The organism is Rhizobium leguminosarum bv. viciae USDA 2370 (assembly GCF_002008365.1).
In the GTDB taxonomy this organism is placed as follows: Bacteria; Pseudomonadota; Alphaproteobacteria; order Rhizobiales; family Rhizobiaceae; genus Rhizobium; species Rhizobium leguminosarum.
This window is the reverse complement of the sequence record NZ_MRDL01000059.1, coordinates 411,141-423,663: the sequence shown is the minus strand read 5'-3', so window position 1 is coordinate 423,663 and position 12,523 is coordinate 411,141. Positions and strand designations below refer to the sequence as shown.

At 61.0% G+C, this 12,523-nt stretch carries 12 protein-coding genes; 9 read left to right on the top strand and 3 right to left on the bottom strand.

Annotation, left to right across the window (positions count from 1 at the left end; all coding sequences use genetic code 11):
- The first annotated feature begins 400 nt into the window (after positions 1 to 400).
- Complete coding sequence (locus BS629_RS36080) at positions 401 to 1,435, top strand: LacI family DNA-binding transcriptional regulator (RefSeq protein ID WP_018245745.1); 1,035 nt, start codon at positions 401 to 403, stop codon at positions 1,433 to 1,435.
- A gap of 19 nt (positions 1,436 to 1,454) precedes the next feature.
- On the opposite strand, the gene BS629_RS36075 is transcribed toward BS629_RS36080, so the two are convergent.
- Positions 1,455 to 2,390 (bottom strand): alpha/beta hydrolase, encoded by a 936-nt coding sequence (locus BS629_RS36075; protein ID WP_018245744.1) that lies wholly within the window; start codon positions 2,388 to 2,390, stop codon positions 1,455 to 1,457.
- Positions 2,387 to 3,535 (bottom strand): Gfo/Idh/MocA family protein, encoded by a 1,149-nt coding sequence (locus tag BS629_RS36070; protein ID WP_018245743.1) that lies wholly within the window; start codon positions 3,533 to 3,535, stop codon positions 2,387 to 2,389. The genes BS629_RS36075 and BS629_RS36070 overlap by 4 nt, the downstream gene beginning before the upstream one ends.
- A 278-nt stretch (positions 3,536 to 3,813) precedes the next feature.
- On the opposite strand from BS629_RS36070, the gene BS629_RS36065 reads away from it, so the two are divergent.
- A complete protein-coding gene (locus BS629_RS36065) occupies positions 3,814 to 4,632 on the top strand; it encodes a sugar phosphate isomerase/epimerase family protein (RefSeq protein ID WP_018245742.1) in 819 nt (272 codons plus the stop codon).
- A gap of 92 nt (positions 4,633 to 4,724) precedes the next feature.
- Here the strand turns inward: BS629_RS36065 and BS629_RS36060 are convergent, their stop codons facing one another.
- A complete protein-coding gene (locus tag BS629_RS36060; protein WP_018245741.1) occupies positions 4,725 to 5,486 on the bottom strand; it encodes a DeoR/GlpR family DNA-binding transcription regulator in 762 nt (253 codons plus the stop codon).
- Between the two features lie 245 nt (positions 5,487 to 5,731).
- Between BS629_RS36060 and BS629_RS36055 the strand changes: the two genes are divergently transcribed.
- The 7 genes from BS629_RS36055 (at position 5,732) to BS629_RS36025 (ending at position 12,518) form a co-directional block, all read left to right on the top strand.
- On the top strand, positions 5,732 to 6,532 hold the full coding sequence (locus tag BS629_RS36055) for a beta/alpha barrel domain-containing protein (RefSeq protein WP_018245739.1): 801 nt from the start codon (positions 5,732 to 5,734) through the stop codon (positions 6,530 to 6,532).
- Between the two features lie 3 nt (positions 6,533 to 6,535).
- Positions 6,536 to 7,477, top strand: coding sequence for a PfkB family carbohydrate kinase (locus BS629_RS36050; RefSeq protein ID WP_018245738.1), 942 nt, complete (start codon positions 6,536 to 6,538; stop codon positions 7,475 to 7,477).
- A gap of 335 nt (positions 7,478 to 7,812) precedes the next feature.
- Entirely contained in the window at positions 7,813 to 8,958 is a 1,146-nt protein-coding gene (locus BS629_RS36045) for an ABC transporter ATP-binding protein (RefSeq protein ID WP_020572891.1), read from the top strand.
- Between the two features lie 126 nt (positions 8,959 to 9,084).
- Positions 9,085 to 10,161: a Gfo/Idh/MocA family protein gene (locus BS629_RS36040; protein ID WP_026188705.1), complete on the top strand. Its 1,077-nt coding sequence runs from the start codon at positions 9,085 to 9,087 to the stop codon at positions 10,159 to 10,161.
- On the top strand, positions 10,161 to 11,006 hold the full coding sequence (locus BS629_RS36035; RefSeq protein ID WP_018245735.1) for a sugar phosphate isomerase/epimerase family protein: 846 nt from the start codon (positions 10,161 to 10,163) through the stop codon (positions 11,004 to 11,006). The genes BS629_RS36040 and BS629_RS36035 overlap by 1 nt, the downstream gene beginning before the upstream one ends.
- Positions 11,003 to 11,812, top strand: a complete 810-nt coding sequence (locus tag BS629_RS36030; protein WP_018245734.1) for an alpha/beta fold hydrolase — start codon at positions 11,003 to 11,005, stop codon at positions 11,810 to 11,812. The genes BS629_RS36035 and BS629_RS36030 overlap by 4 nt, the downstream gene beginning before the upstream one ends.
- A 4-nt stretch (positions 11,813 to 11,816) precedes the next feature.
- Positions 11,817 to 12,518, top strand: coding sequence for a ribulose-phosphate 3-epimerase (locus BS629_RS36025; RefSeq protein ID WP_018245733.1), 702 nt, complete (start codon positions 11,817 to 11,819; stop codon positions 12,516 to 12,518).
- The last annotated feature ends 5 nt before the right edge of the window (positions 12,519 to 12,523 follow it).

Sequence of the window (12,523 nt, the reverse complement as noted above, 5' to 3'; positions counted from 1 at the left end):
CATCATCGGTATTTTTCTGCAGCATTTGTGTTGCTTGTGACGCATTTTTTCTTTACTTTCGTAAACAAATGAAAGTTTACCCAACAAAATGAAAAGAGTGGCGCCCGGCAGTCTTCACTGTAAATTTTCGAATTTAGGCGCTGAAACAAGCGCCTTTTGCAACCACGCGGCGCAGACTGCGCAAGTCGCAGATGAAGGGAACATTTCGATTTTCGAAAGGAGGGGATGGCCCGCACCAAAATGACGGATCACGCCGGCTTACGTGTTGGTTTTCGACGATTCCGGAAAACGAAGTTCACCCTGTACAAATTGCCGAATGCGTGATTTGGCGCGTCAGTGGACCTGCCGTTGAGTGAGAAATCATTCCTGACCAGTTGTCGTCCCGCCAATAAGGAATTGAATGGCCAAGAAAAGCTATAAATCGATGGATGACTTCGCAACCGCCGCCGGCGTATCGCGTCCGACATTGTCGAAATATTTCGATGATCCCTCGCTGATCAAGGAGGTCACCCGCAAGCGTATCGAGGCGGCTCTCAAGAAGTCGAATTTCGAGCCGAACCTTTTCGCGCGGCATCTCAATCGCAAGCGGACCAGGAATATCGGGATTCTGGTCCCGACCATGTCGGATCCCTTTTATGTGCAGGTGGTGTCGCTGATCGAGCTGGAGTTGCGCGAAAAGGGTTTCTGGCCCGTCCAGATATCTTCGCACACGCGGCCAGAGCTGGAGGCGGAGGCCGTGCGGACCCTGCTCTCGCTGAAGGTTGCAGGTGCGATCGTGGCGCCGCTCGGGGCCGGTTCTCGCCGTTCTGCGCTGGAAAGACTAAGCGACGCAATCCCCGTCGTCTGCTTCGACAACCCTGCCAGCGCTGACCTTCCTTATGTCGGCAACGACAACGCGCAAAGCATGGCAGCCATTGTGCAATATCTCTGCCGATCCGGTGAGCCACCGATATTCCTGGAAATTCCGCATTTGACGGAAAATGCCGGCGAGCGGCAGGCGAGCTACCGCGCGACCATGGCGAGGGAAGGGCATTCCCCGCTCGTCATTGATTGCGACGCACCACCTTCCTGGGAATTCGAGCGTCTCGGATACGAGCAGATGCAGAGAATTCTTGCGAATGGCGGTCTTCCCGGCAAAACGCTGCTATGCGCCAACGACCGCTTCGCTTTCGGCGCGATGGCAGCCGCATTCGCTTCGGGACTGAAAATCGGCCGGAGCGACGCTTGTGACGTACGCATCGCCGGGCACGACGATCACCCGCTGAGCCGATATACCTGTCCGTCGCTGACGACCATGGCCCAGAACGCGCCCGAGATCGCGGCGAAATCCGTGGAGCTTTTGCTGGCGCACATCGAGAGCGAGGATGATGGGACGACCCCTGTGACCAACAGGGTGATCCTCGAGGCGACGCTTGTTATGCGCGACTCGGCTTGAGACTGGGCGGGTTCCCGCTTCAACGGGCAAGCGCAGGGTCCATGGCGCGCCATGCCATTGCAATGGCTTCGAGGGCCTCTTGCCCCTCCGGAATGGCCCGTCTCTTTGATACGAAGCCATGGATCTGTCCGGGCCAGGTCTGGCTTGTGGCCTGCGCTTCCAAGCTCAGCCGCTCGGCATAGGCCGCCCCTTCGTCAAATAGTACGTCGTATCCGGCAAGGATCACGAAGGCTGGCGCCACCCCCGCCAGCGACGCTGCGCTGAGCGGCGAGGCGCGCCAATCCGCCCCGCTCGCGGCTTCCGGCAGATAGTGGTCTCGGAACCATTTCATCGCCGCGGCCGTCAGACCGAAACCCTCCGCATAACGCAAGTAGCTGTCGCTTGCCTGCGACTGGTCGGTCACTGGATAGATCAACACCTGTCCGATGACAGCCGGCACCTGTCCGTCCCGCGCCAGGAGGGCGACGACGGCGGCCAGATTGCCGCCGGCGCTATCGCCGGCGACGATAATCCGCAAGGGATCGATGCCGAGGGCATCAGCTTGATCGGTCATCCAGACGAGTGTTGCGGCGCAATCATCGATCGCGGTCGGAAAGGGGTGTTCCGGGGCCAGGCGATAGTCGGGTGAAACCACGACGGCGCCTGCCATATTGGCAAGCGTCCGGCAGATATCCTCATGGGTTTCCGGCGCGCCGATCACAAAGCCGCCGCCATGGAGATAAAGCAAGGCCGGTGCACCCTGGCGCGGCGCGGCCCGACCGCGCCATATCTTCAACCTGATGGCGCCCACATGGCTTTCCAACATCTCGGCCACGTCCTCGAGTGGCCACTGGATGTCTGCGAAACTGTCCAGATACTGCAGCCGCGCCTGCGCCGGGGTGCAACTTTCCACCGGCGTTTCCGGATCGCCCGGCCAGGCAAGGGCGCGTTTGGCGGATTCGTCCAGTTGCGTCATGCCAGCAAGCTCCTTGCTTCGTCTTCCCGCAATTCTCTTGGCTGTGCGACGATACCCGCAATAGTCTGCGCGATACCGGTTTCACCTGCACGCAGGATCGCTTCCATGACTTCGAGCACATGCAGGGCGAGATCGCCCGAAGCGCGTGGCGCACGGCCTTCGATGATTGCGCGCGCGAGATCGGCAAGGCCAAGCATGCGGTAGTTGGCACGATCCGGCGCTGCGATCGGCCAGTTGACGGCACCGAAGAGTTCGGCTGATGTATCCGTTTCCTGCCAGGGAGCGCCACGGCTGGAGAGTCCGACGGAGCCGCCGAAATTGTCGGGGTCGGGCAGGCGCAGCGAGCCTTCGGTACCGTGGAGCTCGATGGGGTGGTTGGAGTGGCGGAAGACGTCCCAGGAACTGCCGAAGGTGCACGTGGCGCCGCAATCGAATTCAAGCAGCGAAAGCACGCTGGTCGGCGTGCCCACCCTGAATGTGGTGCCCTGTTTCGGCCCCTCGGCGGTGATGAGCCGCTCTTCCTGCCCGCTTGTGGCGACGGCCTGCACACGGCGGATCGGCCCCATCAGATTGACCATCATCGTGAGATAGTAGGGTCCCATATCCATGACCGGGCCGGCGCCGGCCTGGTAGTAGAAGCTGGGATCCGGATGCCAGTGCTCCATGCCGCGCCCCATCATGAAGGCTGTTCCGGTCACCAGCTTGCCGATGGCGCCGCCTTCCATCTGCCGCCGGGCATGGCGTCCGGCCGCTCCCAGGAACGTGTCTGGCGCCGAGCCGAGCATGAGGCCCTGGCCGGCGGCGGCATCCACCAGCCGGCGTCCTTCCGCGGCCGTGACGCCGAGCGGCTTCTCCGTGAAGACATGCTTGCCTGCCGACAGCGCCCGCATCGAAACGTCAAAATGCGCAGCCGGGATCGTCAGATTGAGGATCAGGTCGATGTTCTTGTCGTCAATGAGGCTATCGACGTCAGCTGCCCGCAGATCGAATTCCGCCGCGCGGCGCTTGGTGGCATCTGCGTTGAGGTCTGCACAGGCGACGATTTCGACGTCGCGGAACAGCGGCGCGTTGCGCATATAGGCGAGCGAAATATTGCCGCATCCCACAACGCCTATCCTGAGTTTCATACCATTGGTCTGTGTCATCGAAGAACCTGATTTTGCCGTTGCGGTGTGAAGGGTTGAGGTGCGTTACATTTTAATCGCAAGGAATAAAATATATTGACGCACGGTAACATTTGACCGTAGGTAATGGCAAGACGTGGCGTCGCAATCCCCGCTGAAGAGCCCGCCGTTCCGGTGTTCGGCCGCCTCTCCGGGCGGAAGGGGTTTGGCAAGGCCGGCGAAGCCACGGGGATTGCTCGCGCAGGGAAGCCGCCGGCTTCGGTACCGGCTGTCATCAACGAATAGGTCAGGACCGAGACATGAAAAATGCTGAGCTGCAGATCGGCTGCCAAACATTCACCTGGGAGATGCTGGGTACCGGTTGGAGCGGCGGTCCGGACGATCTGGTGCGCGCCATTGCCGATGGCGGATATGCCGGTATCGAAATCACCGACACGATGATCGGTCACTACGCGCTCAAGCCTGCCGACTTTGCCCGCACCCTGACGGATGCCGGTTTGGCGCTGGTTTCCTTTGCCTTCGGCTCCGCCAGCGGCTTCACCATGGCGGAAAAGATTGCCTCCGATCTCGACGCGGCGCGGCGATGGGTCGATTTCGCGGCGAACTTTCCCGGTGCGATGGTATCGATGGGATCGGCGACGGTCGTCTCGGATGGTCCACTCGATGAGAAATTCGCCATTGCGGCCGAGTGCTACAATCGTGCGACCGAGATCGGACAGTCGGCTGGCGTCGCCGTTGCGGTCCATCCTTCCTCGCACCACAACACGCTCCTCTTCACCCGCAACGACTATGATCGCCTCTTTGCTCTCTTGGATCCAGGCGTGGGTTGGGTGCCGGATACCGGCCATATCCTGCGTGGCGGCCAGCAGATCGGCGATACGCTGGCGGCCCACCGGGACCGGATCCGCTACGTGCATCTGAAGGATGTTGACGCCGGCGGGACCTGGGCGATGCTGGGGGAAGGCGTCTGCGACGTGCCTGCCGTGATTTCGGCCGTTCGGGATGCGCCGAACTTTATCGGCTGGATCGTGGTCGAGGAAGAATCGGACCATGCCGGAACCGATCCTGCCGCGGCCGTTCGCGCGAACCGCGAGACCCTTCGACGTCTGGGATTTTAGCCCTTCTCGTATTCCATGGCGTCGGCCAAAGCCATCCGTCGACGCCAAAGCCTCTCCTGTCTCTCTTGTAAATTGGAGAGGTGGACTGCAGGTCACGCGTAGCGAACCTCCACGCCCAGCTTGTCCAGCCGGTGGCGAATGCTGTGCGGCATGTTGCTGTCCGTGATGATCAGGTCGACGCGCGATAGCGAGAAGGCTTTGGAGGAGGCGCCGATGTCAAATTTGCTCGAATCCGCCACGAGGACGACACGCCGGGCCATGCGAACCAGGTTGCGCTTGGTTCGCGCAATATCCTCGGAGACATCGACGACGTCGAAGGCCTGATCGATCGCGTGGGCGCTGACAAAGGCCTGGTGGGCGACGAGGCCGCCGACCGCCTTGTCGGAGTCCGACACAATCGTGCTCACGGTGCTGGGAAATACGCGGCCGCCGATCATGTGCACGTCGAGCCCTGGACGGTACATCAGATGCTGCGCGATGTTCATCGCCGTCGTCGCAACCACGACGTTGTTGACCGGGGGCATCTGCATGGCCACTTGCAACAGCGTCGAACCGCTGTCGAAGACGATTGACTGATTGTCGATGATCTGCCGCGCAGCCATCTGGGCGATGCGTCGCTTCGCATCGAAATTGCGCTGCATGCGTTCCTCAAAGGCCGCCGCTGGCGAGTCGGACGGCAGGGCGATTGCCCCGCCATGTGTTTTGATCAGTTGCTTCTTCGCGTCCATGATTTCGAGGTCGGAGCGGATCGTCACTTCCGAGACCTCGAAGAATTCCGCGAGCTGGCGGGTGCGTGCCTGACCGACCCGTTGAAGTTCCAGCATGATCTGCTGCCGCCTCTGCTCTGCAAGCATTTGTGATCCCGACCTGTCGCCTTTTGCGACCATATGACTTTTGAAAAACGAAAGTTCGCCGCCTTATCCTACGGCTCTTGCTGCAAAAATAGCCGCATGATGACGAAAATGCACGTCAAAAATTCATCATCCATGTAAAAACGAAAGAAATCGAAATATTGAATATTTGTTTGTTTTCGAGTTAGGGTTTCTTCAGCATCGGCGCCAGCAATCGCAAAGCCGGCAATCACGAAGGAAGTATCGCCATGGGTCTCGGAACCAAAGTCCGCCTCGCACGCCTGTTCTCGAACCCATCGGGTCATCTGTTCGGAGGCGCCGTCGATCATTTTGTCGGTTATGGCAATGTGCGTGAGGGCGGGCTTGCCGACCTGCCGGGTGCGCTCAGACGCGTCATGGCGGGGGGACCCGACTACATCAGCATCCAGCCTGGCGCGGCGCGCCACCTCTGGTCGGAATATGCCGGAAAGGCAGCGCTCGTCATTCAGGGTGGTTGCTTCACCGCTGACGACCGCATTCGCCAGCTTATTGCGACCCCGGAAGACGCGGTGCGCTATGGTGCGGACGCTCTGGCTGTCGCCATTCCCGTGCGCGGCGCCACCGAAGGAGAATATATCCGCTGGCTCACCGATACGGTCAACGCCGCCGCCCGCTTCGAGATGCCGGTCGTTGCTCATGTCTATCCCCGTGATTTCTCCGACGGCGGCAAGATCGTGTTCACCCCGGATGAGATTGCCTATGCGGTGCGCATCGGATTCGAGGCCGGAGTCGACGTGATCAAGGTCGGCTATACCGGCGATTTCGAATCCTTCCGCGAGACCGTTGCGACCTGCCCGATTCCGGTCGTGATCGCCGGCGGCCCCAAGACCGAAACGCTGCTCGGAGCGCTCGTCCAGACCTCGGAGGCATTGCGCGCTGGAGCCAAAGGTGCGGTCGTCGGTCGCAACCTTTGGGGCCACGGCGATACGACCATGGCTGCGCGTGCCTTCAAGTTCGTCATTCATAAAGGCATGACGCCGGAGGATGCGCTGGCGGCGGCCGGTGCTTGAGACGTGTCGCGCCCTTTCCAGGTTCTGGGCTTCGGCGCCCTGGCAATCGATGACATCATCTATGTCGATCGGGGGCTGACGGCCGGCAAGGGAAAAGTGATTAAGCGTGCCACGGACCATGGCGGCAACGTGGCGACGGCCCTGGTTGCCGCCGCCCGGCTTGGTGGGCGGGCCGGCTTCATAGGCTGGCTCGGCGATGAGCCAACGGCCGATGTGGCGGGTAGCGAACTCGAGCGGGACGGCGTCGACATATCGCTGGCTCCCCGCCACGCTGATGCCGCGCCAATCCGCTCCGTGATCACGGTCGGTCCCGACGGCGCCCGGTTCATCGCTTATGACGACGATGTGCTGCACGGGACATCCGATGCACTGCCCGACGATGTTCTGATGCAGGCCCCGGTCCTGCTGATCGATGGCTATGCCACGCACGCGGAAAGTGTCGTGGCGCGCGCACGCGCCCTGGGTCTGGCCGTGATTGCCGATATCGAATGGACGGTCGGTGCCGCGACAGACCGGATCCTGGCTTTTGCCGATCATCTGGTGCTGCCGCTCGCCTTTGCGCAGGAATACACCGGCGAAGGTGATCCCACGATGATCCTGGAGAAGCTCTGGTCCGGGGATCGGTCCGCGGTTGTCCTTACTGATGGCGAACGAGGAACCTATCTCCGCCAGAAGGGCGATACCGTCAGGTGGCATGTGCCGGCCTATCAGGTTCAGGCGGTCGATACGACCGGCGCCGGTGATTGCTTTCACGGTGCCTACGCCCTTGCCCTCGCTAGGGGTAAGCGCCCGCTTGATTGCGCTGCCTATGCCACGGCGGCGGCCGCCATTTCCGTGACCGCACGGGGAGGGCGCCGAGGCCTGCCGGATCACCGGACGTGTCTGGCATGGATGGCGGCGGAGAATGCACCTGCGCCGCTCCCGATGTCGGGATGCCAAAAGTGAGCGCAGGTGTGACCGGTGTCGACACTGGTCGACCGGCCGAGCGGTGCGTCGCTGATCTGCAATTGAAGCGCCTTGCGAGATCTATTGACAGTCATGGCGTTGGCCATAAAAGTTACGCGCGATAAAAAATATAATTCCGCAAATGAATATTCGTTTGATATGGAATGATGATATTTTTCAACTAGATACGATTTGTTTCCGATAGATTGTGATGAATTCCCCTCGATTCTTTTGTTGACTTTGACGCTCAGGCCTGAGCTTTCTTGTCAAAAGGATCGGAGACGGCGGGGAGCGCCGTTCAAGATGTGATCCGGACTGGTAGGGGAGGACGAGACGTGGCTGTGGTTGTACTCGACAAAATCTGCAAGACCTATGGAAACAGCTACCATGCGATCAAGGATCTGAGCCTGACGATCCATGATGGCGAGTTTCTGATTCTGGTCGGGCCGTCCGGATGCGGAAAATCGACCGCTCTGCGCATGATTGCCGGGCTCGAGGAAATCAGCAGCGGAACATTGAGCATCGGCGGTCAGGACGTCGTGGATCTCGCGCCCAAGGACCGGGACATTGCCATGGTCTTTCAAAGCTATGCGCTTTATCCGCACATGACCGTGTTCGACAACATCGCCTTTTCGATGAAGCTGGCCGGAAAGAACAAGGCCGAACGCACCAAACGCGTGCATGAGATCGCCAAGATCCTGCAGCTGGAATCCTTGCTGGGCAACAAGCCCGCACAGCTTTCCGGCGGCCAGCGCCAGCGTGTTGCGATGGGCCGCGCCATGGTCCGTGAGCCCGCGGCATTCCTCATGGACGAACCGCTCTCGAACCTTGATGCGAAGCTGCGTGTTCAGATGCGGGCGGAGATCGCCAGCCTGCAGAGACAGCTGGGCGTGACGACGATCTACGTGACGCACGACCAGACCGAAGCGCTGACCATGGGCGATCGGGTTGCGGTGCTGAAGGGCGGCGTGCTTCAGCAAGTGGATACGCCCAAGGCTCTGTATCACCGCCCGGTCAATGCGTTTGTCGCCGGCTTCATCGGTTCGCCGTCGATGAACCTTTTCGAAGGGCGTCTGGAGGGCGGGCGGATCCATCTGCCGGGCTTCTCCATTCCGTTGTCCGACGGCGCCTTCGAACGCGCTCCCGGTCTTTCCGCCTTCGAGGGAAAGGCCCTGATCTTTGGGGTCAGGCCCGAGGACCTCTACGACAGCCGGTTGCCGTCGGGTGCCTCCCATCCGACGATCCCGGTTGTCGTGAAGTCGATCGAGGAGCTAGGCTCCGAGTTGATCGTGCATTTGAAGATCGACGCGGTCCGGATCGACTCAGGCGACCCCGATGCTGTCGAGGACTTGAGCGGGGCCGCCAACGCCGTTGCGCGGTTCGAGGCTGTCAGTGCGGTCGAGACAGGCCAATCGATCAATGTGGCGATCGACCCGGCGAAACTGCACTTTTTCCATCCTCAAACGCATATGGCGCTCTGAATTGACGAGGGAGCAGCGGGCGGCGCTGGTGGCGGCCCGGCCAGAAGACGTCGTTGACGTTTGAAAGCATTCCATCCGACGCCGAAACCGGCGTTCACTTCAATATCCGACCCGAAGGGCTTTTCGATGCCAGCAAAACAGGAACGACGTCTCCGCATCGGCGTATTGGGAGCGGGCCAGATTGCCCAGGCCGCGCACTTCGAGAGCTGCACGAAGGCAGCCAATGCCGACCTCTATGCGATTTGCGACGTTGCCGAGGATCTCCGTGAGCGTATGGCAATCACCCACGGGGTGGAAAAAACCTATGACGATTACGATAAGATGCTGGCCGATCCTGACCTCGATGCCGTGGTGATCGCGACCGCCGATGCCTTTCACGTCCCGGCTTCCATTCGCGCCCTTCAGGCAGGCAAACATGTCCTGTGCGAGAAACCCGTCGGTGTCACCGTCGAGGAATGCCTTGAACTGAAAGCTGTAGTCGACGGGGCGGGAAAGGTGTTTCAGGTCGGGCATATGAAGCGTTTCGACGCGGGGCTCCAGGCTGCCAAGTCCTTCATCCGCGATGAAATGGGCGAAATGGTTGCTCTGAAAGCATGGTATTGCGACAGCACGCACCGCTATCCAATGACCGATGCGGTCCAACCCCTGATCGTCACCAGCGCCAATGCGCGGAAGCCCACCGCCAATCCGAAAGCCGACCTGCGGCGCTACTACATGCTTGCCCACGGTTGCCATCTGATCGACACCGCACGTTATTTCGCCGGCGACATCGTTTCCGTCAACGCTCGCCTGTCGGAGCGCGCCGGTATCTGGTGCTGGTTCGTGGACGTGGAATTTGTCTCCGGCACGCTCGGCCATCTCGATCTCACCGTTCAGGTGCGCATGGACTGGCACGAAGGCTTCCAGATCTATGGCAAGAATGGCAGCATTTTGGGCAAGACCTATAACCCGTGGTACTACAAGACCAGCGAGGTGGACATTTTCCGAGAGGCGGACGGCGCGACCCATCGAGTTCTCGGTGCCGACGGCCATTTCTATCGCCGTCAGGTCGAAGGCTTCGCCCGCACCATTCTGGATGGCGCCGTGATGGAAGGCGCCGACATCGATGACGGCCTGGCATCCGTACGGGCGATGGTCGCCGTCGCGCGTTCGGCCGAAAGCGGTAAGGCGGTTGCGTTGGCCGACGTCACGGGTGGCGTGTGATGAAGCTCGGCATTTTCGCAAAGACCTTCGAGGGAACGGAACCGGTAAGCGTTCTCAACTCGGTCGCCGCGGCCGGGTTCACCTGCGCCCAATATAATATGGCCTGCTCGGGCCTTGCGCCGATGCCGGAGATCATTACGGAAGCCCAGGCCAGCTCGGTCGCCGAAGCCGCGCGCGAGAGCGGCGTCGAAATCGTTGCCGTTTCCGGCACTTTCAACATGATCCACCCGGATCCTGCCGTTCGCGAGGCCGGCCTTCGTAACCTCGCGACGCTGGCCAAGCGCAGCACCGGCATGTCGACCGCCCTGATCACGCTCTGCACCGGCACACGCGATCCCATCGACCAGTGGAAGGCCCACGCCGACAACAATACGCCGGAGGCCTGGCGGGACCTCCTCGAAGCGATGGGAACGGCCATCGAGATCGCCGAACGCTACGATGTCGATCTCGGCATCGAGCCCGAGCTTGCCAATGTCGTCAACTCGGCTGAGAAAGCCCATCGGCTGATCACGGCACTAAAGAGCCCCCGCATCAAGATCGTGCTCGATCCGGCCAATCTCTTCGAGCTCGCGACGCTGGATGAGCAGCGGAGCATCGTGTCTTCCGCCATCGACCTTCTGGCCGATCGGATCGTCATGGCGCATGCGAAAGACCGCAATCGCGACGGTAGTTTCGCGACCGCCGGCAAGGGCGTCCTCGACTACGCGCATTATCTCGGCCGTCTCAAGGCGATCGGCTTCGAGGGCAGTCTCGTCACGCATGGTCTTTCGGCTTCGGAGGCGGCCGGTGTGGCGGCCTTCCTGAAGAATAGCCTCGACGGTCATTCTGCGGGGGCAGGAAGATGAGACGGGCTCGACCGTTCGAAACCAGCGACGGGACCATTCTCAATGTGGATATGGCGGGCGAGGGCGCGTCCGCCATATTCCAGCATGGCTTATGCGGAGACGCGGCGCAGACCGACGAAGTCTTTCCGCTCGAAGCGGGTTTTCGCCGGGTAACGATCGAAGCGCGTGGCCACGGCCACTCCCAAGCCGGCAATCTGGAGCGGTTGTCGATCGCGACCTTCTGCGATGACATCGCCGCCTATATCGAGAAAAACCTTACGCCGCCGATCGTGATCGGCGGCATCTCGATGGGTGCTGCGATCGCCTTACGTCTCGCGGTCAAGCGGCCCGATCTTGTCAAGGCTCTGATCATCGCAAGGCCGGCCTGGCTGACGGCACCCGAGCCGGAGAATATGGCGCCCAATGCCGAAGTCGGGCGGCTTCTGAAAACTCTGCCGCCGGATGAGGCAAAGACTACGTTCCTGGCAGGGCCGGTGGGCGTGCGGCTCGCCGCCGAGGCTCCGGACAATCTGGCGTCACTCGCCGGCTTTTTCTCCCGCACGCCTTTGGATGTGACCGCCGAACTGCTCACCAGGATCTCAAATGACGGTCCTGATGTGACCGACGAGGAGGTCGGCAATATCGCCGTACCGACGCTCATCATCGGCCATGATCGGGACAGCATTCATCCTCTTGGCCACGCATGTGCTCTTGCCGAGCGCATTGCCGGCGCGCGTTTCGTGCAGATCACATCGAAGACTGTGAGCCGTCCGCAATATGTCGCCGACTTCCGGCTTGCCATGGGCCATTTTCTGAAGGAGCTCTGAAACAATGACGACCCCCTCCAAGACCTGGATCGCTGATCTTCCGAAGGATCGCTTGATTGCTGAATTCTCCATCTGGTCGGCCGATCTTGTGCGTCTCGCCGATGATCTGATGCGTGTCGATCCGCACGTCGACATCCTCCATATCGATGTCGCCGATGGTCATTTCGCGCCGGCAATGTTGTTTTTCCCCGATCTCGTCGCCGGGGTGCGCAAAATTTCCGCACGCCCGATCCATGTTCACCTGATGGTCGCCGACAGCATCATCCTGTCGCAGATCGAGCAGTTCGCCGATGCGGGCAGCGACCTGATTAGCCTGCATGTTGAAAACGAAAGCGTCGCAGACCAGGCGCTCGATCTCCTCGATCGCCGCGGCGTCGCCGCCGGCATGGTCCTCAAAGTCGATACTCCCGTCGAGCGGGTCGAAAGATACGTTTCCCGGCTGAGTTTCGTGACGCTGCTCGGCACGGCGATCGGTGTGAAGGGCCAGGGCCTCGACGAAAAGGCCGGCGCCCGGCTTCAGCAGGCCAAGCAGATCATCGCCGGCTGCGGCGCGGCGCATCGGATCGTGCTTGCGGCCGACGGCGGTATTCGCGAGCACACCGTGCCTCACCTGCGCCAATCGGGTGCGGAGACGGTCGTTCTCGGTTCCCTGGCTTTCAATGCGCCGTCGCTCGACGAGCGGATGGCATGGGTCCGCGCACTCTAACTGAT

What these genes read in the sequence shown, in the direction of transcription:
- BS629_RS36075 (WP_018245744.1), bottom strand. Translation starts at nt 2,390, where the DNA reads ATGACGCAACTGGACGAATCCGCCAAACGCGCCCTTGCCTGGCCGGGC.
- BS629_RS36060 (WP_018245741.1), bottom strand. Translation starts at nt 5,486, where the DNA reads ATGCTTGCAGAGCAGAGGCGGCAGCAGATCATGCTGGAACTTCAACGG.
- BS629_RS36065 (WP_018245742.1), top strand. Translation starts at nt 3,814, where the DNA reads ATGAAAAATGCTGAGCTGCAGATCGGCTGCCAAACATTCACCTGGGAG.
- BS629_RS36070 (WP_018245743.1), bottom strand. Translation starts at nt 3,535, where the DNA reads ATGACACAGACCAATGGTATGAAACTCAGGATAGGCGTTGTGGGATGC.
- BS629_RS36035 (WP_018245735.1), top strand. Translation starts at nt 10,161, where the DNA reads ATGAAGCTCGGCATTTTCGCAAAGACCTTCGAGGGAACGGAACCGGTA.
- BS629_RS36025 (WP_018245733.1), top strand. Translation starts at nt 11,817, where the DNA reads ATGACGACCCCCTCCAAGACCTGGATCGCTGATCTTCCGAAGGATCGC.
- BS629_RS36030 (WP_018245734.1), top strand. Translation starts at nt 11,003, where the DNA reads ATGAGACGGGCTCGACCGTTCGAAACCAGCGACGGGACCATTCTCAAT.
- BS629_RS36040 (WP_026188705.1), top strand. Translation starts at nt 9,085, where the DNA reads ATGCCAGCAAAACAGGAACGACGTCTCCGCATCGGCGTATTGGGAGCG.
- BS629_RS36055 (WP_018245739.1), top strand. Translation starts at nt 5,732, where the DNA reads ATGGGTCTCGGAACCAAAGTCCGCCTCGCACGCCTGTTCTCGAACCCA.
- BS629_RS36080 (WP_018245745.1), top strand. Translation starts at nt 401, where the DNA reads ATGGCCAAGAAAAGCTATAAATCGATGGATGACTTCGCAACCGCCGCC.